The following is a 23,044-nucleotide window of genomic DNA, read 5'->3' on the forward strand; positions in this document are numbered from 1 at the left end:
TCGTTCCCTTCGACGATTCCATGTCCTTCTTTCCCGGCTCCGACGCCCGTTCCGTCCCGACCGAAGTCAAGGCGCCATCGCCTTTCCTGCTGATGCTCGAGGCGCGTGCGCCCTGGGAGTACGCGGCGCTGTGGCTCAGCAGCCCCTGGCTGCGCGAGCTGCCGCGCGGCGACGGGCATCCGGTGCTGGTGTTCCCGGGCCTCGGCGCCAACGACCTGTCGACCTATCCGCTGCGCAACCTGCTGACGGTGCTGGGCTACACGCCCTATCCCTGGAACTTCGGCTTCAACTTCGGGCCCCGGCCGGGCGTGCTGCGCGGCTGCGCCGAGCTGACGCGCGAGCTCTGCGACAAGCACGGCCAGCCCGTCAGCCTGATCGGCTGGAGCCTGGGTGGCGTCTACGCGCGCGAGGTCGCGAAGCTGGCGCCCGAGGCGACGCGCTGCGTCGTCACGCTGGGCACGCCCTTCGCCGGCCCGCCGAAGGCCAACCACGCATGGCGCGTCTACGAGTTCCTCAGCGGCCAGAAGATCGACGACCCGCACGAGCTGCGCGACCAGATCCACATCGCGCCGCCGGTGCCGACCACGTCGGTCTACTCGCGCAGCGACGGTGTCGTCGCCTGGCCCTGCAGCCTGAACGAGGACGGGCCGCTGACCGAGAACATCGAGGTCTTCGCCAGCCATGTGGGCCTCGGGCTCAACCCGCTGGCGCTGACGGCCGTCGCCGACCGCCTGACGCAGGACCCCAAGCGCTGGCGCAAGTTCGACCGGCCCGGCGCGCTGGCCTGGCTGGTGAAGCACGGCCCGGCACGTCCCGCCTGATGACGACCACCCCCGTTGCGGCTGCGCCGCTCCCCCTCCAGGGGGCGCCGCTAGCGGACCGGCAGAGCCGGATCCACGGCGGCTGCTGGGTTGGCACCGGTGCATGGGTAGTGGTGGGCGTTGGGCGGCAACCGTCTAGCTCAAGATGAAGATCCAGGCCGGCAGCACCACACTCGAAGTCGAAGTCCACGGTCCCGACAGCGGCGAACCGCTGCTGCTGATCATGGGCCTGGGCATGCAGCTGATCGCCTGGCGCGAAGGCCTGGTCGAGCAATTGGTGGCGCGGGGCTTCCGCGTGATCCGCTTCGACAACCGCGACGTCGGCCTGTCGCAGCGCTTCGACCACCTCGGCACGCCCAACCTCATGTGGCAGACGCTGCGCTTCCTGGCGCGGCTGCCGGTGCAGGCGCCGTACACGCTGCGCGAGCTGGCGGCCGACACCGTTGCGCTGCTCGATGCGCTGGGCATCGCGAAGGCGCATGTCTGCGGCGCGTCGATGGGCGGCATGATCGCGCAACGCGTCGCGGCCGATCATCCGTCGCGCGTGAAGAGCCTGACGCTGATGATGACGACATCGGGCGCGCGCCACCTGCCGCAGCCGACGCGCGCCGCGCGTGCCGCCTTGCTGGCGCGCCCGGCATCGCCGACGGCCGACGCCGTGCTGGACCACTACGTGCGCCTGTTCCGCGTGATCGGCAGCCCCGGCTACCCGGCCCCCGAGGAAGAGCTGCGCGCCACGCTGCGCCGCAGCCTGGACCGCGGCGGCCTGAAGAGCGGCCCCGGCGTCGCCCGGCAACTCGTCGCGATCGCTGCCGACGGCGACCGCACGCCGCTGCTGGGCCGCATCGCCGTGCCGACGCAGATCATCCATGGCCAGGCCGACCCGCTGGTGCCGCTGGCCTGCGGCGTGCAGCTCTCGCAGGCGATCAAGGGTGCGCAGTTCGACGCCGTCGAAGGCATGGGCCACGACCTGCCGGCGCCGCTGTGGCCGCTGTTCGCGGACCGCATCGAGCAGGCGGCGCGGCGGGCGTCGCCACCATGAAGCTGTACCTCGCCGTCGCTGCCACCGTCGCGCTGTCCGCCTGTGCGGTCCCGCCGCCGGCCCCGGAGCCGTCGGTGCTGGTCGGTACCTGGCGGGTCGACCTTCGGCCCAGGCCGGACGCTCCGGCGTACTACCAGGAGCTGGTCGTGCGGTCGGTGTCCGGCAAGTCCTTCGAAGGCACGTTCTACGGGGCGCCGGTCAGTCAGGCGCGCATCAATACCGACTGGGGCGCCGTGCGCATCGCCTTCGTCACCGCGGACGTGTCGGGCCCCTACAACCACTCGGCCGTGCTCACCGGCGGCAAGCTCGAAGGCCTGACCAACGCCACCGGTCGCGACTTCCTGTCCTACTGGTCGGCGGTCAAGCAGTAGGCTCACGCCCGCTGCGGCGTCGGATCGTCGCGAACCACTCGGATCGATGAGTCACCACCCGCAAGCCCAGCCCGCACGAATCGCCTCGCCGTGGCGACTCAGCGTCGCGCCGATGATGGACTGGACCGACCGCCATTGCCGCGTCTTCCATCGCCTGCTGACGCGCCGCACGCGCCTGTACACCGAGATGGTGACGACCGGGGCGCTGCTGCACGGCGACGTGCCGCGGCACCTGGACTTCGATGCGCGCGAGCATCCGGTCGCGCTGCAGATCGGCGGCAGCGAGCCCGACGACCTGGCCGCCTGCGCGAAGCTGGGGCAGCGCTGGGGCTACGACGAGATCAACCTCAACTGCGGCTGCCCGAGCGAGCGGGTGCAGCGCGGGGCCTTCGGCGCCTGCCTGATGGCCGAGCCGGCGCTGGTGCGCGACGGCGTGAAGGCCATGCTCGACGCGGTGAGCATTCCCGTGACTGTCAAGCACCGCATCGGCATCGACAAGGGGGAGGACTACGACTTCGTGCGCGACTTCGTCGGCACCGTGGCCGAGGCGGGCTGCAGCGTGTTCATCGTGCACGCACGCAATGCCTGGTTGAAGGGCCTGTCGCCGAAGGAGAACCGCGAGGTCCCGCCGCTGCGCTACGAGACGGTGCACCGGCTCAAGCGGGACTTTCCGGGACTCACGCTCGTGCTCAACGGCGGCGTGAACAGCGATGCGGTGATCACCGACCAGCTGCAGCAGCTCGACGGCGTGATGATCGGCCGGCATGCCTACCACGAGCCCTGGGCGATGGCGGCCTGGGACCGCAGCTTCTTCGGCGAGGAACCGCCATCGACCGCGGCCTCGCGCAGCGCCGCCGAGTCGGCCTGGGTCGACTACCTCGAGACGCTGCACGCCGCCGGCCAGCCGTGGATGAGCGCGATGCGTCACGCGATGGGCCTGTGGAATGGCGTGCCGGGCGCGCGTCGCTGGCGCCAGGTGTGGAGCGACCATCGCCTGCGCGGCGAATCGCCGCGCGCGGTGCAGGCTAGCGCCGCCGAGGCGCTGGCGCAGGTGCTGGCCGAGACCTCGACGGGCTGACTCTGAGGTTCAGGCGCGCGCCGGCCGAGTCGCCAGCACGACCCCGGCCATCGCCAGCGCAAAGGCCGCCGCTTGCGCCAGGCTGAAGCGCTCGCCGAGCAGCAGCACACCGACTGCCGCCGCGCTGACCGGCAGCATCACCGTGAAGACGCCGGCCGACGCGGCAGGCACGTGCTTCAGGCCGGTCATCCACAGCCACACCGCGACCATGCTGGCCGCAAGCGAATAGAAGACCAGCAGTGCCCAGCTGCCCGCGGCGACGCCGCCGAAGTCGAAGCCGAAGGCCTGCCACAGGCCGAAGGGCGTCACCAGCGCGAGGCCCCACAGATTGACCAGCGCGCTTATGCGCTTGGCCGACACCTTGCCGGTCAGGCGCTTGCCGATGACGACGTAGCTCGCCTCGCAGCAGACGGCACCGACCAGCAGCAGGTTGCCGATCAGGCTGCTGTCGGCAGCGCCGGCGGCCGGCTTGCTGGCCGACACCAGCGCGATGCCGGCCACGGCGCAGGCGATGCCGGCGAGCACCGGCGCGGTGATGCGCTCGCGCAGGAAGGCCCAGGACATCAGCGCCACCACGGCCGGCAGCGCGGCCATGATCACGCCGGCTGCCAGCGCCGAGCTGCGGGCGATGCCGAACAGCATGCAGATCGAGAACAGGAAGTTGCCCAGGAAGCTTTCCCAGAACAGCAGCCGGCGGTCGTGCGCGTTCAGCGGGGCCTCGTCGCCGCCGCGCCGCACCCAGTGCGCCATCGCCACCGCCGCGATGCCGAAGCGCAGCCAGGCCAGCAGGAAGATCGGGAACACCAGCACCAGCAGCTTGGACAGGCCGACGTAGCTGCCGACCAGGGCCATGCTGGCGGCCAGGCTGGCGTAGGCCGTCCACGGAGTGCGCAAGCGGGGTCCTCGGGCGATGTGGGGTGATGACGACGGCGGCATCAGGGGTGTGCGGCCACGGTGCATTGTGCCGGCGCATCATGGGCATGCGGCTTGCGTCGCAGCCGTCGTGCCCGGCGTCCGACATCACATCACCGTCAAGGAGGAAGCATGAACCCCATCCGTCGCCATCTGACGATCGCGCTCGCCGCGAGCTTGCTGCTGCCGCTTGCGCTGCAGCCCGCGCAGGCGCAGTCCCCGGCCTCGACCGCGCCCAAGCCCCAGGTCGTGATCCTCGCGACCGGCGGCACCATCGCCGGCGCCGGCGCGTCGGCGACCAACAGCGCGTCCTACCAGGCCGCCAAGGTGCCGGTCGACAAGCTCATCGCCGGCATCCCCGAACTGGCCGACGTGGCCCAGGTGCGCGGCGAGCAGGTGTTCCAGATCGCCTCCGAGAGCTTCACCAACGACAAGCTGGTGCAGCTGGGCAAGCGCGTGTCGCAGCTGCTGCGCGACCCGGCCATCGCCGGCGTCGTCGTGACCCACGGCACCGACACGCTGGAAGAGACCGCCTTCTTCCTGAACCTGGTAATCCGCAGCGACAAGCCGGTGGTCGTCGTCGGTTCGATGCGGCCGGGCACCGCGATGTCGGCCGACGGCATGCTCAACCTCTACAACGCGGTGGTCGTCGCCGCCGATCCCAGGTCGCGCGGGCAGGGCACGCTGGTCGTGATGAGCGACGAGATCCACGCCGGCCGCGACGTCGCCAAGCGCATCAACATCAAGACCAGCGCCTTCGGCAGCCAGTGGGGGCCGCTGGGCATGGCGGTCGAGGGCAGGACCTACTGGTTCCGCGCGCTCGCCAAGCGCCATACGGTGAAGAGCGAGTTCGACATCGACGCGATCGACAAGCTGCCCGAGGTCTTCATCGTCTACGGCTCGGGCAACATGAGCCTCGAGGCCTACGAGGCGGCCAGGCGCTCGGGCGCCAAGGCGGTGGTGCACGCCGGCACCGGCAACGGCTCGGTGGCCAACTACGCGGTCGACGCGCTGCGCAGCCTGCGCACGCAGGGGGCCCAGGTGATCCGCTCCTCGCGCGTGGCCGACGGCTTCGTGATCCGCAACGCCGAGCAGCCGGACGACAAGTACGACTGGGTCGTCGCGCATGACCTCAATCCGCAGAAGGCGAAGATCCTGGCCGCTGTCGCGCTGACGAAGACCAACGACCCGAAGGAACTCCAGAGAATCTTCTGGGAGTACTGAGCGCGCGCTCAGAACGCGGCGCCGTAGCGCGCGTGCTCCCAGTCGCTGACGTGGCGTGCGTACTCGATCCACTCGGCGCGCTTGAGGCGCACGAACTCGAGGTGCAGCGTCTCGCCGAGGGTCGTGCGCATCAGCGCGCTGGCCTCCAGCGCGTCGGCGGCCTCGCCCAGGCTCTGGGGCAGCAGGCCGATGCCGCGGCGGCGGATCTCGGCCAGGCCCAGCTCGAACAGGTCGTCGGTGCAGGCCGGGCCCGGGTCGAGCTGGCGGTCGATGCCGTCCAGGCCGGCGGCGATCAGGCCCGCGGTCGCCAGGTAGGGATTGGCCGAGGCATCGGGCACGCGCCACTCGAAGCGGCCGGGCAGGGTGCGCACCAGTGCGGTCCGGTTGTTGGGACCGTGCGCCACGTAGGCCGGCGCCCAGCTGGTGCCCGACAGCGATTCGCCGACCACCAGGCGCTTGTAGCTGTTGACCGTGGGGGCGGCCAGCGCGCACAGGGCGGCGCTGTGGACCAGCACGCCGCCGATGAAGTGGCGCATCTGCGGCTCGTCGTCGAACAGGCAACGCTCGCCGTTCCACAGCGAGACATGGAAGTGCAGCCCGCTGCCAGGCTGGTTGGCAAAGGGCTTGGGCATCATCGAGAACACCGCACCGTCCTGCTCGGCCAGGTGGTGGGCCGCCAGCTTGAAGAGCATCAGGTGGTCGGCGCTGCGCAGGGCCTCGTCGTGCAGGAAGTTCAGCTCGTACTGGCCGTGCGCGTCTTCGTGGTCGATCTGCAGCACCTGCAGGCCGGCGGCCTCGAGCGCCTCGCGCAGCGCGTGCAGGAAGCCGGCCTGGCGCGGCAGGCTCTTCAGGTCGTAGCTGGGCTTGTCGAGGCGGTCGGCATCGTCGACCGGCAGGTAGCGCGCGCTGTCTCGCTGGCGCTTCATCAGGAAGAACTCGGGCTCGATGCCGGTCTGCAGCGTCCAGCCGCGCTCGGCCAGCCGCGCGACCTGGCGCTTCAAGACCTGCCGCGGGCAGGCGTCGAAGGCCTGGCCCGCCACGAAACCGTCGCCGACGATGCGTGCCACGCCGGGCATCCACGGCAGGGCCTGCAGGGTGCCGGCGTCGCCGCGCGCGTAGTACTCGGCGCGCGGGCCGGTCCGCGGCAGCGCCGTGCCCCAGATCGACGGGCCGGCGAAGCCTGCGCCGTCGCGCAGCACCGCGTCCAGCTGGTCCAGCGGCACGAGCTTGCCCTTGGCCACGCCGTGCACGTCGGTGAACTGCACCAGCAGCGTGTGCACGCCCTGGGCAGCGAGCGACTCGCGCGCCGGGGCGGTGAAGGCGGCAGGTTCGATCTTCACGCGCCGACTCAGGAGTTGATGCGCAGCCAGGTCGTCTTCAATTCGGTGTACTTGTCGAAGGCGTGCAGCGACTTGTCGCGGCCGTTGCCGCTCTGCTTGTAGCCGCCGAAGGGCACGGTGATGTCGTCGTCGTCGTACTGGTTGACGTGCACCGTGCCGGCGCGCAGCGCGCGGGCCACGCGGTGGGCGCGGTCGACGTTGGAGCTCCAGACGCTGGCCTGCAGGCCGTAGGCGGAGTCGTTGGCCAGGCGCACGGCCTCGGCCTCGTCCTTGAAGCGGATGATCGAAAGCACCGGGCCGAAGATCTCCTCCCGCGCGATCCTCATGTCGTTGCGCACGCCGTCGAAGACCGTCGGCTCGACGTAGTAGCCGCCGGTCTCGGCGCGCGCCTGCGCGCCGCCGGCCAGCAGCCGCGCGCCCTCGGTCTGACCGGCGTCGATGTAGCTCATCACGGTGCGCAGCTGCCCGTCGTCGACCAGCGCGCCCATCACGGTCTTGGGATCCAGCGGGTCGGCGGGGCGGTATTTCGGCGCCTCGGCGGCGACGCGCTTCGCGAAGTCGTCGGCGATGGACTCGTGGACCATCAAGCGCGAGGGCGCGTTGCAGCTCTCGCCCTGGTTGAAGAAGATGCTGCCGGCCAGCGTCTTGGCGCAGCGGTCCAGGTCGTCGAAGTCGGGGAAGACGAGGAAGGCGCTCTTGCCGCCCAGCTCGTTGTAGACGCGCTTGAGGTTGCTGCGGCCCGCGTACTCCAGCATCTTGCGGCCCACGCGCGTCGAGCCGGTGAAGCCGATCGCGTCGACATCGGGGTGCAGCGCCAGCGCCTCGCCGGCCTCGTGGCCGTAGCCGGGAACGACGTTGAAGACGCCCGGCGGCAGGCCGGCGGCCAGCGCCAGCTCGGCCAGCTTCAGTGCGGTCAGCGGGCTTTTCTCGCTGGGCTTCAGGACCACAGAATTGCCGGCCGCGAGCGCGGGACCGAGCTTCCAGGCGGCCATGATCATCGGGTAGTTCCAGGGCACGATCACGCCGATCACGCCCATGGCTTCGCGCTGGATCAGCGCCAGCGCGTTGTGACCCGTCGGTGCGATCTCGTCGTAGATCTTGTCGACGGCCTCGGCGTACCAGGCGATCGTGCGCGCCGTGGAGGGCACGTCGACCGACAGCGAGTACTGGATGGGCTTGCCCATGTCCAGCGTCTCGAGCAGCGCGAGTTCCTCCTTGGCGGCGAGGATCCTGTCGGCGAAGACCTGCAGCGTGCGCTTGCGCTGCGCCGGCGAGCGGCGCGCCCAGCGGCCGTCCTCGAAGGCGGCGCGTGCCGCCTTGACCGCGAGGTCGATGTCGGCCGCCTGGCCGCGCACGACGCGGCCCAGCACGCGGCCGTCGATCGGCGAGATGCAGTCGAAGCGTTCGCCACCGACGGCGTCGTGCAGGTCGCCGTCGATGAAGCTGCGGCCGTCGACGACGGTCTTGGCGGCGCGTTCGCGCCAGTCGATCACGGGGTTTGCCATGGCAGGACTCGATGGAGAGCGCGGGAAAGCGATTCGGACTTGTAGCGCAAAAGCGCATGACGCTGCCTGGGCAGCGTCATGCACGGACCAGGGGCACTCCCCGGTCAGAAGCTCACGACCACCGCCGCGCCGAACAGGTGGTTGGTCTTCTTGTAGCTGCCGTCCTTGACGTCGATGAAGACCGCCTGGTTGGCGCGGTCGAGGCGGTACTCGGCCTTGAAGGTCGTGTTGAGGTTGAACAGATAGCTCAGGCCGAAGGAGACCGCCGTGCGCGTCGCGCCCTTCTCGGTGTCGGACTGGATCCAGGAGCCGGTGCCTTCGTCGAACACGTAGCCGGGGCCGATGCCGTTGCGGTAGTCGGCGAAGCCGTAGCCGAGCAGGCCGCCGCCGTTCTTGTCGTTCTTGATGTAGTCGGCCCGGACGATGCCTTCCAGGCGCGGCGTGAACTTGTAGGCCGCCAGGCCCGACAGGCCGTACCAGCGCGCGTCGCGCAGTTCGCCGGTGACCGGGTCGGCGGTGACGGCGGCGTTCTTCTGCTGGCCGTAGCTGACCTGGCCCTGCACCGTCCAGTCGCCGCGGATGAAGTAGGCGTCGAACTCGAACAAGTTGAGTGATGTCTTCCTGGCGTCGTACGGCGAGCCGCTGATTGGGTTCACGTCGTCGCTCCTGAGATTGGCGGACTTCCCATGGACGCCGGCGAAGCCGAAACCCTGGAACTCGCCTCGCGAGTAGTCCACTCGATACACAAGTGCCGCCCCCTTTTCGCCGGCCTCATTCTTCGTCGCGTTGACCTGTGCGAGCATGCTCTTTACGATCCACTTGCCGCGAGTGATCTCCACGCCGGCGCCGGTGTATCCGTAAGGCAGCGTCGTGTCGAACAAGAGGTTGTGCGTGATGAGCTTGGTCAAGGTCGGCTGCACATACTCGTAGCCCGACCAATCAGGCACTTGGCCTGCGATGAAGCGCGTCTGCAAGTCGCCCAGTGGCAGCGACACGGACGCTTCGTGAACGATGCTCTTGCCGTCGATGAACGCGCCGATACCGCGCTGCGGGGTCAACGTCAGACGCCAGCGAGCACCGCTGTCGGTCTCTTTCAGGAAGTCGACGGAGACTGCGCCGAAGTAGGAGTTGTCATAGCTGTAGGGGTCGTCGATCGCCGAGTTCAAGAACTGGAAGCCGCTGCGGCCCTGGTTCTTGTTGTAGATGTAGGTCGGGTCCATGTAGCCGCTGATCTTCAGGCCCTTCAGGCCCGAGGCGTCGCGCGCGTCCTCCAGCGCCTCGGTCTTGACCGCGATGCGGTTGAACTCGGCCGCCTGCTCGGGCGTCATGCCCCACTGCGCAGAACCTGCCGGCACCGCGGGCTTGGCGCCCTGGGCGGCCTTGAGCTTGGCTTCGAGCTCGGCCACGCGGTCCTTCAGCGCCTGCAACTCCTTCAGCACCTCGGCATTGCTCTGGGCCATCGCGGCCGGGAAGGCGCTGGCCAGTGCGAGGGCGAGAGCGGTTTGTTTCCAGGTTCTCATGTCGTGGGCTCCTCTCTTGAAGGTCGTTCGGGTTCGTGGATGCGGTGAGGCGTATCAGCCGCCGGCGCGTTGCGCGGCGGCCATGGCCAGGGCGCGCTGGCGCTCGGCGCGGGCGATCAGGTAGCTGGCGGTCAGCACGCCGATGGCGACGACGGCGATGATCACGGTCGCCATCGCGTTGACGCTCGGGTTCACGCCCAGTCGGGCGCGCGAGAAGATCACCAGCGGCATCGTGGTCGAGCCGGGCCCGGACAGGAAGGCCGACAGCACGACGTCGTCGAGCGAGATCGTGAAGGTCAGCAGCCAGGCCGAGAACAGCGACTGCGCGATCATCGGCAGCGTGACCAGGTAGAACACCTGGTGCGGTCGGGCGCCGAGGTCCATCGCGGCTTCCTCGAGCTGCGGGTTCAGGTCCTGCAGGCGGGCCTGGATCACGACGGTCGCGTAGGCCATGCCCAGCAGCAGGTGGCCGAGCCAGATGGTCAGCATCCCGCGCTCGGGGAAGCCCAGCGCGCGCTGCACCGACACCAGCATCAGCAGCAGCGACAGGCCGACGATGACCTCGGGCATCACGAGCGGCGCGTTGACCATGCCCGAGAACAGCGTGCGCCCGGTGAAGCGCCGGTACTTGACCAGCGCGAAGGCCGCCAGCGTGCCCAGCACCACCGAGCCGCAGGCGGTGAAGAAGGCGATCTTCAGGCTGAGCCACAGGCCGCCGATCATCTCGCGGTCGGCCGGCAGGGCCGCGTACCACTTCAGCGTGAAGCCGGTCCAGACGCTGGGGATCGGCGAGTCGTTGAACGAGTAGATGACGAGCGCGAGGATCGGCAGGTAGAGGAACAGATAGCCCGCGCCGAGCCAGCCGAAGCCGAAGCGGCGCGCGAAGGTTGCGCCGAAGAAGGTGCGGCGCGCCGTCATGGCCGCTTCTCCTGGGCCTGCGCCTGGTAGCGGTTGAACAGCGCCAGCGGCACGATGATCAGCAGCACCATCACGACGGCGACCGTCGATGCCATCGGCCAGTCGTTGTTGCTGAAGAACTCGTCCCACAGCACGCGCCCGATCATCAGGGTCTGCGGCCCGCCGAGCAGCTCGGGGATGACGAACTCGCCGACGCAGGGGATGAAGACCAGCATCGAGCCGGCGATGATCCCGGCCTTGGAGAGCGGTACCGTGATCTTCCAGAACGCGGTCGCTGGCGTCGCGCCCAGGTCCTGCGCCGCCTCGAGCAGCCGCAGGTCCATCTTGGACAGGTTGGCGTACAGCGGCAGGATCATGAACGGCAGGTAGGTGTAGACCATGCCCACGACCAGCGAGAAGGGCGTGTTCATGAACTTGCCCTCGGCGGCGATCAGGCCGGCGGCCAGCAGCACGTGGTCCAGCCTCAGCGCGATCAGCAACTCGGAGACCCAGCCGTTCTCGCCCAGCAGACCCTTCCAGGCATAGACGCGCAGCAGGAAGGAGGTCCAGAACGGCAGCATCACCAGCATCAGGAGGGCCGGCTGCAGCGTGGCCTTGGCTCGCGCCATGAAGTAGGCGAAGGGGTAGCCGATGGCCAGGCACAGCACGGTGGTGATGGCCGCGTACTTGACGCTCGACACGTAAGTCGCGAAGTAGAGGTCGTCCTCGGTGATGAAGACGTAGTTCGACAACTTCAGCGACAGCGCCAGCACGCCGTCCTTCAGCACCAGCAGATCCTTGAAGCGGACGTTCTCCATCTCGGAGACGCTGATCTTCAGGACGATCAGGAAGGGCGCCAGGAAGAAGGCGAGCAGCCACAGGTAGGGCAGCCCGATCACGGCCGTGCGGCCGCGCTTCAGCCAGGTCCACAGGGCGGTCAGGCGGCGCATGCGGGCCTCACTGCGTCAGCACCACTTGCGCGGACGGAGTCCACGAGGCCCAGGCGGCGTCGCCCCAGGTCAGCTCGTTGTCGCGGTGGCGGTCGACGTTGCTCTGGCTGATCTTGAGCGTGCGGCCGCTCTGCAGCTTGAGGTGGTAGACCGTGAAGCTGCCGAAGTAGGACAGGTCCTGGACCGTGCCCTGCACGCGGTTGTGCGGGCCGGCGGGTTCGTCGCGCGCGAGCCGGATCTTCTCGGGCCGCACCGCGACGCTGACCGCCATGCCTTCGGTGCCGGTGATGCCGTGGCCGACGAGGTGGCTGCAGTCCTCGCAGTCGATGACGACGCGGTCCGGGTGGTCCTCGGTCAGCCGGCCGTCCATCAGGTTGACGTTGCCGATGAAGTCGGCGACGAAACGCGTGGCCGGCGTCTCGTAGATCTCGCTCGGCGCGCCGACCTGCAGCACGCGGCCCTCGCTCATCACGGCGATGCGCGAGGCCATGGTCATCGCCTCTTCCTGGTCGTGGGTGACCATCACGCAGGTGACGCCGACCTCCTCGATGATGTTGACCAGTTCGATCTGCGTTTCCTCGCGCAGCTTCTTGTCGAGCGCGCCCAGCGGCTCGTCGAGCAGCAGCAGCTGCGGCCGCTTGGCCAGGCTGCGTGCCAGCGCCACGCGCTGCTGCTGGCCGCCCGACAGCTGGTGCGGCTTGCGCTGCGCGTACTTGCCCAGCTGCACCAGCTTGAGCATGGTCTCGACGCGCTCGACCATCTTGTCCTTGGCCATGCCCTCGCGTCGCAGGCCGAAGGCGATGTTCTCCCACACCGTGAGGTGCGGGAAGAGCGCGTAGCTCTGGAACATCATGTTGATCGGGCACTCGTAGGGCGGCATCTTCGCGAGGTCCTGCCCGTTGAGGAGGATGCGCCCCGAGGTCGGCGTCTCGAAGCCGGCCAGCATGCGCAGCAGCGTCGTCTTGCCGCAGCCGGACGAACCGAGCAGCGCGAAGATCTCGCCCTTGGCGATCTCCAGGCTGACGTGGTTGACCGCGACGGCACCGCCGCCGAAGTCCTTGACCACGTCCTGGATCTGCAGGAAGGCCTGCGGTATGGCGCTCATGCTCCCTCTCCCGGCGCCGAGGGTCAAAGACCGGTCTTGAAGCTCGTGTACAGCCGCGTCATCGTCCGCCGGATGTCGTTGGACAGGGCGTCCGGTGCCTGCATCTTCTTCATCTCGGCGTCCGGCAGGAAGACCGTCGGGTTGCCGGCGACCTCGGGCTTGATGAACTTCTTCGATTCCTTGTTGGGATTGGCGTAGAAGACCTTGTTGGTCAGGCTCGCGCTGACCTCGGGGCGCAGCATGTAGTCGATGAACTTGTGGGCGTTGCCGGGGTGGGGCGCGTCGACCGGGATCACCATCACGTCGAAGAACAGGATGCCGCCGGTCTTGGGCACCAGGGCCTCGATCTTCTGGCCGGTCTTGCCGTCGATGGCGCGCTGCTTGGCGATGTTGATGTCGCCCGACCAGCCGAGGGCCAGGCAGATCGAGCCGTTGGCCATATCGTTGATGTAGCCCGACGAGCTGAACAGCGTCACGTACGGCCGCACGCTCTTGAGCAGCGGCGCCACGCCGGCGTAGTCGGCCTGGCTCTTGGAATAGGCCGGCTTGCCCAGGTAGTGCAGCGCGGCCGGGATGATCTCGGTGGCCGAATCGAGGAAGCTGACGCCGCAGCTCTTGAGCTTGGAGATGTACTCGGGCTTGAACACCAGGTCCCAGACGTTGTCCGGCATCGGCGTGCTGCCGAGCGCGGCCTTGACCTTGTCGACGTTGACGCCGATGGTGGTGAAGCCCCACAGCCAGTTGACCTGGTACTGGTTGCCCGGATCGAGCTTGGCCAGCTGCTCCTGCAGCGCGGGGTCGAGGTTCTTGTAGTTCGGGATCTTGCCCTTGTCGAGCTTGGCGAGCAGGCCGCCGTCGGCCTGGATCTTGGCCCAGTACGAGGACGGCACGACGATGTCGTAGCCGGTCTTGCCGGCCACCAGCTTGGCGTGGACGATCTCGTTGTTGTCGAAATTGTCGTAGCGGACCTTGATGCCGGTTTCCTTCTCGAAGTTCTTGAGCGTGTCCTCGGCGATGTAGTCGGACCAGTTGTAGACGTTGAGGACCTTCTCCTCTTCCTGGGCCCGCGCGCCGGCCGACGCGAGCGCAAGGACGGTGAAGGCAAGAACACTCAAGGCACCGACGGGCAACAGCTTCATGATGGGCAGTCCTCCAGGTTGAAACCGATCAGGGATGTCAGGAAAATCCGTTAACGCAAAGCTTGTCCGAGACGCCGACCGCTGGCCATGCGGTCAGACCCAGCCCCGGGCCTGCGCGTCGGCCCAGGTCAGGTCCAGGCAGCGGCGGATCAGGCTCATCATCTCGTCGATCTGCTCGCGCGTGATCACCAGCGGCGGGGCGATGATCATGCGGTCGCCGACGGCCCGCATGATCAGGCCGTTGCCGAAGCAGTGGCCGCGGCAGACCATGCCGACCTCGAGCTCGCTTGCAAACGGCGTGCCTCGGTCCTTTTCCTTGACCAGCGTGATGGCGCCCATCAGGCCGCAGGTCTCGGCGTTGCCGACCAGCGGGTGCTCGTCCAGCGTGGCGAACTGCTGCGCCAGGTAGGGGCCGGTCTCGGTGCGGACCTTTTCGACCAGGCGCTCGCGCTGGATCAGGCGGATGTTGGCCAGCGCCACCGCGCAGGCCACCGGGTGGCCGCTGTAGGTGTAGCCGTGGTTGAACTCGCCGCCCTGCTCGATCAGCACCTTGGCGACCCGCTCGCCGACCATCACGCCACCCAGCGGGATGTAGCCCGAGGTCACGCCCTTGGCGAAGGTCATCAGGTCGGGCTTCGAGCCCAGGGTCTCGCAGCCCCACCAGTTGCCGGTGCGGCCGAAGCCGCAGATGACCTCGTCGGACACCAGCAGGATGCCGTACTTGTCGCAGATCGCCTGCACGGCGGGCCAGTAGGTCTCGGGCGGGATGATCACGCCGCCGGCGCCCTGGATGGGCTCGCCGATGAAGGCCGCGACGCGCTCGGGGCCGACCTCGAGGATCTTCTTCTCGAGCCATGACGCCGCCAGGCGGCCGAACTCGGCGCGCGACAGGCCCTGCGGGCGGCCGAGTTCGTACCAGTGCGGCTGCTCGATGTGCGTGATGTCGGGGATCGGCAGGCCGCCCTGGGCGTGCATGCCGCTCATGCCGCCCAGCGAGGCGCCGGCCATCGTCGAGCCGTGGTAGGCGTTGTTGCGGCTGATGATGACCTTGCGCTCGGGCTGGCCCAGCACGTCCCAGTAGCGGCGCACCATGCGCACGACGGTGTCGTTGCCCTCCGAGCCCGAGCCCGAGAAGAACACGTGCTGGAACTGCGGCGGCGTGACCTCGGCCAGCAGTTCGGCCAGCTCGATGGCCGGCGGCGTCGCCGTCTGGAAGAAGGCGTTGTAGAAGGGCAGCTGCTTCAGTTGCGCGGTGGCGGCGTCGATCAGCTCGGCCCGGCCATAGCCGACGTTGACGCACCACAGGCCGCTCATCGCGTCGAGGATGCGCTGGCCTTCGCTGTCGCGCAGGTAGATGTTGTCGGCCTGCGTGATGATGCGAGAGCCCTTCTTCGCCAGGGCATGGAAGTCGGTGAAGGGATGCAGGAAGTGGGCGGCGTCGGCGGCCTGCCAGGCCTGGGTGTCGCGCGCCTGGCGCGGGTGGAGGACGGCGTTCATGGCGGATTCCTTGGGTGCGTCGGTCGGCGGGTCAGACGTGCAGCAGCAGGTGCTCGCGCTCCCAGGGCGAGATCACCTTCATGAACTCGGCGTACTCGATCTCCTTGACCTCGGTGTAGACGGTGACGAAGGGAGTGCCCAGCACCTCGGCCAGGTCCTTCTCGGCGCGCAGCAGTTCCAGCGCCTCGCCCAGGCTGCGCGGCAGCTGGAAGTCGCCGAGGTAGGCGTCGCCCTTGCACTCGGGCGTCGGTTCGATGCGGTGCTTGATGCCGAGGTAGCCGCAGGCCAGCGTGGCGGCCAGGGCGGCGTAGGGGTTGGCGTCGGCGCCGATCACGCGGTTCTCGATGCGCCGCGCCATCGCGGTGGCCACCGGCGAGCGGATGCCCACCGTGCGGTTGTCGGTGCCCCACTGGATGTTGATCGGCGCGGCGTTGCTGCGCACCAGCCGTCGGTAGCTGTTGACGTAGGGCGCGAACAGCGCCATCGCCGCCGGCACGTACTTCTGCAGGCCGCCGATGTACCAGTAGAACTCCTGGCTCGGCGAGCCGTCCTCGTTGCTGAACAGGTTGCGGCCGGTCTGCTTGCTGACGATGCTCTGGTGCACGTGCATCGCGCTGCCCGGCTCGCCGGCGATCGGCTTGGCCATGAAGGTGGCGAACATGTCGTGGCGCATCGCCGCCTCGCGCAGCGTGCGCTTGAAGAAGAACACCTCGTCGGCCAGGCCCAGCGGGTGGGCGTGGAAGAAGTTGATCTCCATCTGGCCGGCACCGATCTCGTGGATCAGCGTGTCGACGTTGAGCTCCATCTTCTCGCAGTAGTCGTACACGTCCTCGAACAGCGGGTCGAACTCGTTGACCGCATCGATCGAGTAGGCCTGGCGCGAGGTCTCGGCGCGGCCGCTGCGACCGATCGGTGCCTTCAGCGGCACGTCTGGGTCGGTGTTGCGGGCCACGAGGTAGAACTCCAGCTCGGGCGCGACGACCGGGTCCCAGCCCTCGGCGTCGTAGAGCTCGCAGACGCGGCGCAGCACCGAGCGCGGCGCGAACGGCACCAGCTTGCCGTCGCGGTCGAAGCAGTCGTGGATCACCTGCGCGGTCGGGTCGGTCGCCCAGGGGACGATGCGCACCGTGCTGGGATCGGGACGCAGGTGCATGTCCTGATCGGTCGGGCTGATGACGTCGTAGTACGGCCCTTCCTCGGGGAACTCGCCGGTCACGCCCATGGCGACGACCGCCTCGGGCAGCCGCATGCCGCGGTCCTCGGTGAACTTCTGGCGCGGCAGGATCTTGCCGCGGGCCACGCCGGTGAGGTCGGGCACCAGGCACTCGATCTCGGTCACGCGCCGTTCATTGAGCCACTGCTCGAGTTCGCTGAAAGTGAAATTGTCTCGGACCACCATATGTCACCTGTTCGGTTGCTGCGCGCTGTGCAGGGAAGGGGAGGCGGCGCGCCATCGCATCGCACCCCGGCCGGGCCGGGGCCGCCAGGGACCTAGGGCACGCGGGGACGCTCGCGCACCGACTCTCGGTTCAGCTCCCGGAAACTGCGGCAGGCATCCCCGAAGGCGCGCAGCAGCGTCATCGAGACGGGGTTGTCGCGCGCCTGCCATTCGGGATGCCATTGCACCCCGAGGTTGAAGCCCGGCGCCGACGGGCGCGAGAAGGCCTCGACCACGCCGTCCGGCGCCAGGGCCTCGACGCGCAGGCCGTCGGCCAGGCGCTTGACGCCCTGGCCATGCAGGCTGTTGACCTTGAACTCCGTCTCGCCCAGCAGCGTGGCCAGCAGGCCGCCCGGCTGCACGTGCACGGGATGGGCCGGGCCGTACTGCACCTCGACCGGATCATCGTGACGATCGCGGTGGTCCATCAGCCCCGGCTGCTCCTGCACCGCCTGGTGCAGGCTGCCACCGAGCGCCACGTTGGTCTCCTGGAAGCCGCGGCAGACGGCGAACAGCGGGATGCCGCGTTCCAGCGTCCGCGGGATCAGCGGCAGGGTCCAGTCGTCGCGCGCGGGGTCCAGCGGCAGCGAGGGGTCGTGGACAGCCTCGCCGAAGTGACGCGGATGCACGTTGCTCGGCGAGCCGGTGAGGAAGACGCCATCGGCCAGGTCCAGCAGTTCGTCGATCTCCTGCAACTGCGCCGACGGCACGACCAGCGGCAGGCAGCCGGCCAGCCGCACCGCGTCGACGTACTTCTGGCCGGCGATGTGGAAGGGGTGGTGGCCGATCCGGCGGTTGCAGGCCGGGACCAGCACGACCGGGCGAGCGGAGGAGCCCATGGCCGGGCCTCGTGCAAGCGGCATGCCACGCAGGGCTTCGGGCTTGTTCACAGCGCGTCCTTCAGCCGGTAGTAGGCCATGCCCAGCACCAGCGCGGGCGTGCGCAGCAGGCGCCCGCCGGGAAAGCGACGGTGCTTCAGGCGCGCGAAGGTGTCGAAGCGCGAGGCGTCGCCGGCCATCGCCTCGGCCACCAGCTTGCCAGCCAGGCCGGTGAGGGCCAGGCCGTGGCCCGAGAAGCCCTGCAGGTAGTAGACGTTGGCGGCCTGGCCCGGCAGCCGGCCGAAGTCCGGCGCCCGGTTCATCGAGATGTCGACGAAGCCGCCCCAGGCGTAGTCGACGCGCGTGCCCTGCAGCTGCGGGAAGGTGGTCGCCATGCGCTGCTGCATCCCGTCGGCCAGGTGCATGGGCGTGACGGTGCTGTAGCTGACCCGTCCGCCGTAGAGCAGGCGGTGGTCGGCGGTCGGGCGGAAGTAGTCGAGCACGAAGTTGGTGTCGCAGACGGCCGAACGCGACGGGATCAGCGACGCGCACAGCGCCGGGTCCAGCGGTTCGGAGCAGACGATGTAGGTGCCGACCGGCATGATGCGCGCACCGAGCTGCGGCGCGATCTGCGGTGCCAGCTCCTGCAGGTAGACGTTGCCGGCGAGCAGCACCTGCCGCGCCCGCACGCTGCCCTGCGCCGTGCGCACGAGGTTGGACGTGCCGGGCGCGATCGCCGGCTCGAGCGCCGTCACGGCCGACTGCTCGAAGATCCTCACACCCAGCGATCGCGCCGCATTCGCCAGCCCCAGGCTGTACTTCAGCGGATGCAGGTGGCCGGAGCGCGGGTCGTGAAGGCCGCTGTGGAAACGCGGGCTCGCGATCCACTGCGGCAGTTCGTCGGGGCCGATCCAGCGCAGCGGGTAGTCGTAGACCGAGACGGTGCGCGCATGCCAGCGCTGCAGCTCGGCGGCCTTGCGGGCGCCGACCGCCACACCGAGGTAGCCGTCCTGCCAGTCGCAGTCGATCGCGAAGCGGCGGCAGCGCTCGCGGATCAGGTCCAGCGCCTCGATCGACATCGACCAGACGCGCCGGGCTTCGTCGAGGCCCAGCTGCGACTCGATCTCGTCCTGGTCGCAGGCCAGGCCGTGGATGGCCTGCCCGCCGTTGCGGCCCGACGCGCCCCAGCCGATCTGCCGCGCCTCGAGCAGCGCGACGCTGAAGCCGCGGTCGGCCAGCTCGATGGCGGCCGACAGGCCGGCCAGGCCGCCACCGACGATGGCCACGTCGGCGGTGATGCCGCCTTCGAGCGCCGGAAAGTCCGTCTCGCGCGGCGCGGTGGCCACGTAGTAAGAGTCTCGCGTGAGGTCCTGGTCGGCGCGAAGGAGGCTCATACGGTATGCGCTAGGCAGTGCCCTCGTGTGCGTGTCGTCGTGGCGGCCGGCGGACGCGGGCTCAGGCCGCGCGCTTCAACGCGTCGGCCAGGCTGCCGATCAGCTGGTCGACCTGCTGGCGGTTGATGATCAGCGGCGGCGACATCGCGACCGTGTCGCCGGTGGTACGGATCAGCACGCCCTTCTCCCAGCAGGCGAGGAAGATGTCGAAGGCGCGCTTGCCGGGGCTGCCCTCGATCGGCTGCAGTTCGACGCCGCCCACCAGGCCGATGTTGCGGATGTCGATCACGTGCGGCAGCCCCTTCAACGCATGCAGCGACTCGGCGAAGTAGGCCTCCATCTCGCTGGCGCGCGTCAGCAGGCCCTCGTCGGCGTAGGTGTCCAGCGTGCCGATGGCCGCGGCGCAGGCCAGCGGGTGGCCCGAGTAGGTGTAGCCGTGGAAGAACTCGATGATGTGCTCGGGGCCGTTCATGAAGGTGTCGTGGATGGCCTGCTTGGCAAACACGGCGCCCATCGGCACGCAGCCGTTCGTCAGGCCCTTGGCGACCGTCATCAGGTCCGGCGTCACGCCGAAGCGCTGCGCCGCGAAAGGCGCGCCGGTGCGCCCGAAGCCGGTGATGACCTCGTCGAAGATCAGCAGGATGCCGTGCTTGTCGCAGATCGCACGCAGGCGCTCGAGGTAGCCCTGCGGCGGCAGCAGCACGCCGGTGGAGCCGGCGACCGGCTCGACGATGACGGCCGCGATGGTGCTGGCGTCGTGCAGTGCGACCAGGCGCTCCAGGTCGTCGGCGAGTTCGACGCCGTGCGCCGGCTGGCCGACCGAGAACAGGTTGCGCGCATCGTGCGTATGGCGGATGTGGTCGACGCCGCCCAGCATCGTGCCGAACATCTTGCGGTTGGCGACCATGCCCCCCACCGAGATGCCGCCGAAGTTGACGCCGTGGTAGCCGCGCTCGCGGCCGATCAGCCGGGTGCGCTGGCCCTCGCCGCGGGCGCGGTGGTAGGCGATCGCCATCTTCAGCGCGGTGTCGACCGACTCGGAGCCCGAGTTGGTATAGAAGACCTTGTTCATGCCGGCCGGCGCGATCTGCACCAGACGCTCGGCCAGCTCGAAGGCCTTGGGGTGGGCCATGTTGAAGGGCGGCGCGAAGTCGAGCTCGCCGGCCTGCTTGCGGATCGCCTCGATGATCTTCGGGCGCGCATGGCCGGCATTGACGCACCACAGGCCGGCGATGCCGTCCAGCACCTGGCGGCCTTCGGGCGTCCAGAAGTGCATGCCTTCCGCGCGCGACAGCAGACGCGGCGCCTTCTTGAATTGCCGGTTCGCCGTGAAGGGCATCCAGTAGGCGTCGAGATCGGTCGTCATCGGGTCTTCCTCGTGAAGCAGGTCACGTCACTGCTGCAGGCTGTGACAGTGCATGCAATCCAGTCTAGTCGGGCCCGCACGCAATGTGATTGCGCAATGACCGGGTAGAAGCCCCCGAAGGCGGCATAAGATTGCGCTGTCTAGTCGTCAGCTCGAAACAATATGCCACCCAAGACAGTTCGCGCGCAATCCGATGCGTCCCTGGACGCCATCGATCGAGCCATCCTGGGCGAATTGCAGGTCGACGGGCGCGTCTCCAACCTGGAGCTGGCGCAGCGCGTGCACCTGTCGCCCTCGGCCTGCCTGCGGCGCGTCAAGCAGCTGGAGGAGGGCGGCGTCATCGCCAGCTACGTGGCCCTGGTGAACCCCCGCGCCGTCGGCCAGCCGGGCACGAGCTACACGATCGTCAACCTCGAGCGGCTGACCAGCATCGCGATCGAGGCCTTCGAGGGCGCGGTGCGGGGCGTGCCCGAGATCCTGGACTGCTTCTATGTCGCCGGGACCAACGACTACCTGATCCGCTTCACCTACCGGGACGCCGATGACCTGGAGCGCTTTCACAGCCAGGTGCTGATGCGGTTGCCGGGCGTGCTGCGCTCGAACTCGATGCTGGTGCTGCGGACCATCAAGAAGACCACGGCGCTGCTGGTCTGAGGCGTGCCGTTCCGGGACGCTCCCGGGGAAAGCCCGCAGCTTGTGTCGGGCCGCCGGCTTTGCGATGCTCGACCGACACGGCTTCGACGGTCGTGCAAGGAAACGCATGGATTCGAATGACGGCCTGCTGGCCGACTGGCGCGGCCGGGCACTGGAACTCGAGGCGCTGGCGGGTCGCGCCGTGATCGGGCAGGCGCGCGCACTGCGACTGATCACCACCGCCGTGTTCGCGCGGGGGCATGTGCTGCTGCAGGGCGACGTCGGCGTCGGCAAGACGACCTTGCTGCGCAGCGTGGCACGCCTGATCGGCGGCGCCTTCGGCCGCACCGAGGGCACCGTCGACCTGATGCCGGCCGATCTGGTCTATCACACGCACATCAACACCGACGGGCGGCCGCAGGTGGATCCGGGTCCGCTGACCGAGCACGGCGACGACCTGGCGATCTTCTTCTTCAACGAGATCAACCGTGCCCGGCCGCAGGTGCACGCACTGCTGCTGCGCGTGATGGCCGAACGCAGCCTGACGGCCTTTAACCGCGAGTTCCGCTTTCCGCACCTGCTGGTGTTCGCCGACCGCAACCGGGTCGAGCGCGAGGAGACGTTCGACATCTCGGCCGCGGCGCGCGACCGCTTCATGATGGAGATCGCGATCGACGCGCCGGCGAGCGACGCCGACCGCCGCGCGCTGATGTTCGATCCGCGCTATCACGACACCGATGCGCTGGTCGGCGAGCTGCCCTTCGGCATGCTGCCCTACCGCGAGCTGGGCACGGTGGCGGCGGCGGTGCAGCACGGCATCCAGGCGTCCGACGCGCTGCGCGACTACGCGCTCCACCTGTGGCGCGCCACCGGCGCGCCGGCCGACTACGGCGTGGCGCTGGAGCAGGCCGACACACGCGACCTGATGCTGGCCGGCGCCAGCCCGCGTGGCATGAGCCTGATGCTGCGGGCCGCCCGCACTGCGGCCTGGCTCGACGGCCGCAGCTACGCGACGCCCGAGGACCTGCGTGCCGTCTTCTACGAGACCATCGCGCACCGGCTGTGCCTGCAGCCGGTGTACGAGCTGCGGCGCACCGAGATCATCGACGCGCTGATGGACGGCATCGTGTCGCGCGTCGCCGCGCCCTGAGCCGATGGCCGTCTCCGAGTTCCACTACCGCGTGCGGGGCCGCGCGAGCGGCCACGGGCCGGGGGCACATCGCAGCCGCCGCGGCGAGTCGGGCCTGGAGTTCCGCGGCCATGTGCCGCTGCTGGATGCCGCCGACGTGCGCCGCATCGACGTGCATGCCAGCCTGCGCGACGCCTTCGGGCAGTGGCAGCTCAAGGTGTTCAGCGAACCGATGGCGGTCCCGGTGATCGTCGTCGCCGATCTGTCGGCCTCGATGGCCTATCGCGGCGAACGCGCCAAGCTGGACGTGCTGGCGGACTTCACCGAAGCGGCGGCGCAGTCGGCCTGGCGCCATGGCGATCCCTTCGGCTTCGTGGGCTGCGACGACGCGGTGCGCCGCGACTGGCTGACGCCGCCGACGCGGCGCCGCGGGCAGGGCGGGCTGCTCGCGCAGCGGCTGCGCGCCCTGCAGCCGCACGGCTCGGCGCGCGGTCTCGCACTGGCCGCGCGCGCCCTGCCGCAGCGGCGCAGCCTGGTATTCGTGGTCTCGGACTTCCACCTGCCGGTGCCCGAGCTGGACAGCGTGCTGGCCGCCCTGGCGCATCACGAGGTCGTGCCGGTGCTGCTGTGGGATCGGCACGAGTTCGAGCCGCCCCGCAACGGCATCCTGCAGCTGAGCGACCCCGAGACCGGCCAGCAGCGGCTGGTCTGGATGCGTACGGCCTTGCGCGAGCGCTGGGTCGCCGCGCAGGCCGCGCGTCGCGCGGCCCTGCAGGCGCTGTTCCATCTCCATCGCCTCGACCCGCTGGTGCTGGACGACGGCTACCGCGCCGACGCGGTGAGCGCGCATTTCGTGCGGGCCTGA

At 69.2% G+C, this 23,044-nt stretch carries 21 protein-coding genes; 8 read left to right on the forward strand and 13 right to left on the reverse strand.

Annotation, left to right across the window (positions count from 1 at the left end; all coding sequences use genetic code 11):
- Positions 1-20 precede the first annotated feature (20 nt).
- The 4 genes from QZV97_RS07955 (at position 21) to dusA (ending at position 3,312) form a co-directional block, all read left to right on the forward strand.
- Positions 21-821, forward strand: a complete 801-nt coding sequence (locus QZV97_RS07955) for an alpha/beta hydrolase (protein WP_295640932.1) — start codon at positions 21-23, stop codon at positions 819-821.
- A gap of 145 nt (positions 822-966) precedes the next feature.
- Positions 967-1,863, forward strand: coding sequence for an alpha/beta fold hydrolase (locus QZV97_RS07960; protein ID WP_295640934.1), 897 nt, complete (start codon positions 967-969; stop codon positions 1,861-1,863).
- A complete protein-coding gene (locus tag QZV97_RS07965; protein ID WP_295640936.1) occupies positions 1,860-2,234 on the forward strand; it encodes a hypothetical protein in 375 nt (124 codons plus the stop codon). The genes QZV97_RS07960 and QZV97_RS07965 overlap by 4 nt, the downstream gene beginning before the upstream one ends.
- A 46-nt stretch (positions 2,235-2,280) precedes the next feature.
- On the forward strand, positions 2,281-3,312 hold the full coding sequence (gene dusA / locus QZV97_RS07970; protein ID WP_295640938.1) for a tRNA dihydrouridine(20/20a) synthase DusA: 1,032 nt from the start codon (positions 2,281-2,283) through the stop codon (positions 3,310-3,312).
- A gap of 9 nt (positions 3,313-3,321) precedes the next feature.
- Here dusA and QZV97_RS07975 read toward each other — a convergent pair whose 3' ends face one another.
- Positions 3,322-4,248, reverse strand: a complete 927-nt coding sequence (locus QZV97_RS07975) for a DMT family transporter (protein WP_295640940.1) — start codon at positions 4,246-4,248, stop codon at positions 3,322-3,324.
- A 108-nt stretch (positions 4,249-4,356) separates the two neighbouring features.
- Between QZV97_RS07975 and QZV97_RS07980 the strand changes: the two genes are divergently transcribed.
- Positions 4,357-5,448 (forward strand): type II asparaginase, encoded by a 1,092-nt coding sequence (locus QZV97_RS07980; protein ID WP_295640942.1) that lies wholly within the window; start codon positions 4,357-4,359, stop codon positions 5,446-5,448.
- Between the two features lie 8 nt (positions 5,449-5,456).
- On the opposite strand, the gene glnT is transcribed toward QZV97_RS07980, so the two are convergent.
- The 12 genes from glnT to QZV97_RS08040 all read right to left on the reverse strand — a co-directional run bounded on the left by glnT (position 5,457) and on the right by QZV97_RS08040 (position 20,417).
- The gene (gene glnT, locus QZV97_RS07985; RefSeq protein ID WP_295640944.1) at positions 5,457-6,788 is read right to left on the reverse strand and encodes a type III glutamate--ammonia ligase; all 1,332 of its coding nucleotides are present in this window, start codon (positions 6,786-6,788) and stop codon (positions 5,457-5,459) included.
- An 8-nt stretch (positions 6,789-6,796) separates the two neighbouring features.
- Positions 6,797-8,293: an aldehyde dehydrogenase gene (locus QZV97_RS07990; protein WP_295640946.1), complete on the reverse strand. Its 1,497-nt coding sequence runs from the start codon at positions 8,291-8,293 to the stop codon at positions 6,797-6,799.
- A 104-nt stretch (positions 8,294-8,397) separates the two neighbouring features.
- Positions 8,398-9,813 (reverse strand): DUF3138 family protein, encoded by a 1,416-nt coding sequence (locus tag QZV97_RS07995; RefSeq protein WP_295640948.1) that lies wholly within the window; start codon positions 9,811-9,813, stop codon positions 8,398-8,400.
- Between the two features lie 54 nt (positions 9,814-9,867).
- On the reverse strand, positions 9,868-10,731 hold the full coding sequence (locus QZV97_RS08000) for an ABC transporter permease subunit (RefSeq protein WP_295640951.1): 864 nt from the start codon (positions 10,729-10,731) through the stop codon (positions 9,868-9,870).
- A complete protein-coding gene (locus QZV97_RS08005) occupies positions 10,728-11,660 on the reverse strand; it encodes an ABC transporter permease subunit (RefSeq protein WP_295640953.1) in 933 nt (310 codons plus the stop codon). The genes QZV97_RS08000 and QZV97_RS08005 overlap by 4 nt, the downstream gene beginning before the upstream one ends.
- A gap of 7 nt (positions 11,661-11,667) precedes the next feature.
- The gene (gene potA / locus QZV97_RS08010) at positions 11,668-12,765 is read right to left on the reverse strand and encodes a polyamine ABC transporter ATP-binding protein (protein ID WP_295640955.1); all 1,098 of its coding nucleotides are present in this window, start codon (positions 12,763-12,765) and stop codon (positions 11,668-11,670) included.
- Positions 12,766-12,788: 23 nt separating this feature from the next.
- Positions 12,789-13,904 (reverse strand): polyamine ABC transporter substrate-binding protein, encoded by a 1,116-nt coding sequence (locus QZV97_RS08015; protein ID WP_295640957.1) that lies wholly within the window; start codon positions 13,902-13,904, stop codon positions 12,789-12,791.
- A gap of 93 nt (positions 13,905-13,997) precedes the next feature.
- Complete coding sequence (locus QZV97_RS08020; RefSeq protein WP_295640959.1) at positions 13,998-15,401, reverse strand: aspartate aminotransferase family protein; 1,404 nt, start codon at positions 15,399-15,401, stop codon at positions 13,998-14,000.
- A 31-nt stretch (positions 15,402-15,432) separates the two neighbouring features.
- Positions 15,433-16,800, reverse strand: coding sequence for a glutamine synthetase family protein (locus QZV97_RS08025; protein WP_295640961.1), 1,368 nt, complete (start codon positions 16,798-16,800; stop codon positions 15,433-15,435).
- A gap of 92 nt (positions 16,801-16,892) precedes the next feature.
- A complete protein-coding gene (locus QZV97_RS08030) occupies positions 16,893-17,678 on the reverse strand; it encodes a gamma-glutamyl-gamma-aminobutyrate hydrolase family protein (protein ID WP_295640963.1) in 786 nt (261 codons plus the stop codon).
- Positions 17,679-17,725: 47 nt separating this feature from the next.
- Positions 17,726-19,051: an FAD-binding oxidoreductase gene (locus QZV97_RS08035; RefSeq protein WP_295640965.1), complete on the reverse strand. Its 1,326-nt coding sequence runs from the start codon at positions 19,049-19,051 to the stop codon at positions 17,726-17,728.
- Between the two features lie 61 nt (positions 19,052-19,112).
- Positions 19,113-20,417 carry an aspartate aminotransferase family protein gene (locus QZV97_RS08040; protein ID WP_295640967.1) on the reverse strand — a complete coding sequence of 435 codons (1,305 nt, stop codon included), beginning with the start codon at positions 20,415-20,417 and terminating at the stop codon, positions 19,113-19,115.
- Positions 20,418-20,579: 162 nt separating this feature from the next.
- Here QZV97_RS08040 and QZV97_RS08045 point away from each other — a divergent pair, with 162 nt between their 5' ends.
- From QZV97_RS08045 to QZV97_RS08055, 3 genes are all read left to right on the forward strand, one after another.
- Positions 20,580-21,071: an Lrp/AsnC family transcriptional regulator gene (locus QZV97_RS08045; RefSeq protein WP_295640969.1), complete on the forward strand. Its 492-nt coding sequence runs from the start codon at positions 20,580-20,582 to the stop codon at positions 21,069-21,071.
- A 106-nt stretch (positions 21,072-21,177) separates the two neighbouring features.
- Entirely contained in the window at positions 21,178-22,200 is a 1,023-nt protein-coding gene (locus tag QZV97_RS08050) for a MoxR family ATPase (RefSeq protein WP_295640971.1), read from the forward strand.
- A 4-nt stretch (positions 22,201-22,204) separates the two neighbouring features.
- On the forward strand, positions 22,205-23,044 hold the full coding sequence (locus QZV97_RS08055) for a DUF58 domain-containing protein (RefSeq protein ID WP_295640973.1): 840 nt from the start codon (positions 22,205-22,207) through the stop codon (positions 23,042-23,044).

Source organism: uncultured Methylibium sp. (assembly GCF_902826655.1).
Taxonomy (GTDB): domain Bacteria; phylum Pseudomonadota; class Gammaproteobacteria; order Burkholderiales; family Burkholderiaceae_C; genus Methylibium.

Coding starts and splice junctions, on each gene's coding strand:
- QZV97_RS07990 (WP_295640946.1), bottom strand. CDS start 8,293: ATGGCAAACCCCGTGATCGACTGGCGCGAACGCGCCGCCAAGACCGTC.
- QZV97_RS08055 (WP_295640973.1), top strand. CDS start 22,205: ATGGCCGTCTCCGAGTTCCACTACCGCGTGCGGGGCCGCGCGAGCGGC.
- QZV97_RS07955 (WP_295640932.1), top strand. CDS start 21: ATGTCCTTCTTTCCCGGCTCCGACGCCCGTTCCGTCCCGACCGAAGTC.
- QZV97_RS07995 (WP_295640948.1), bottom strand. CDS start 9,813: ATGAGAACCTGGAAACAAACCGCTCTCGCCCTCGCACTGGCCAGCGCC.
- QZV97_RS08015 (WP_295640957.1), bottom strand. CDS start 13,904: ATGAAGCTGTTGCCCGTCGGTGCCTTGAGTGTTCTTGCCTTCACCGTC.
- QZV97_RS08005 (WP_295640953.1), bottom strand. CDS start 11,660: ATGCGCCGCCTGACCGCCCTGTGGACCTGGCTGAAGCGCGGCCGCACG.
- QZV97_RS08020 (WP_295640959.1), bottom strand. CDS start 15,401: ATGAACGCCGTCCTCCACCCGCGCCAGGCGCGCGACACCCAGGCCTGG.
- QZV97_RS08000 (WP_295640951.1), bottom strand. CDS start 10,731: ATGACGGCGCGCCGCACCTTCTTCGGCGCAACCTTCGCGCGCCGCTTC.
- QZV97_RS08025 (WP_295640961.1), bottom strand. CDS start 16,800: ATGGTGGTCCGAGACAATTTCACTTTCAGCGAACTCGAGCAGTGGCTC.
- QZV97_RS08045 (WP_295640969.1), top strand. CDS start 20,580: ATGCCACCCAAGACAGTTCGCGCGCAATCCGATGCGTCCCTGGACGCC.
- QZV97_RS07975 (WP_295640940.1), bottom strand. CDS start 4,248: ATGCCGCCGTCGTCATCACCCCACATCGCCCGAGGACCCCGCTTGCGC.
- QZV97_RS08040 (WP_295640967.1), bottom strand. CDS start 20,417: ATGACGACCGATCTCGACGCCTACTGGATGCCCTTCACGGCGAACCGG.
- QZV97_RS07960 (WP_295640934.1), top strand. CDS start 967: ATGAAGATCCAGGCCGGCAGCACCACACTCGAAGTCGAAGTCCACGGT.
- dusA (WP_295640938.1), top strand. CDS start 2,281: ATGAGTCACCACCCGCAAGCCCAGCCCGCACGAATCGCCTCGCCGTGG.
- potA (WP_295640955.1), bottom strand. CDS start 12,765: ATGAGCGCCATACCGCAGGCCTTCCTGCAGATCCAGGACGTGGTCAAG.
- QZV97_RS08050 (WP_295640971.1), top strand. CDS start 21,178: ATGGATTCGAATGACGGCCTGCTGGCCGACTGGCGCGGCCGGGCACTG.
- QZV97_RS07965 (WP_295640936.1), top strand. CDS start 1,860: ATGAAGCTGTACCTCGCCGTCGCTGCCACCGTCGCGCTGTCCGCCTGT.
- QZV97_RS08030 (WP_295640963.1), bottom strand. CDS start 17,678: ATGGGCTCCTCCGCTCGCCCGGTCGTGCTGGTCCCGGCCTGCAACCGC.
- QZV97_RS07980 (WP_295640942.1), top strand. CDS start 4,357: ATGAACCCCATCCGTCGCCATCTGACGATCGCGCTCGCCGCGAGCTTG.
- QZV97_RS08035 (WP_295640965.1), bottom strand. CDS start 19,051: ATGAGCCTCCTTCGCGCCGACCAGGACCTCACGCGAGACTCTTACTAC.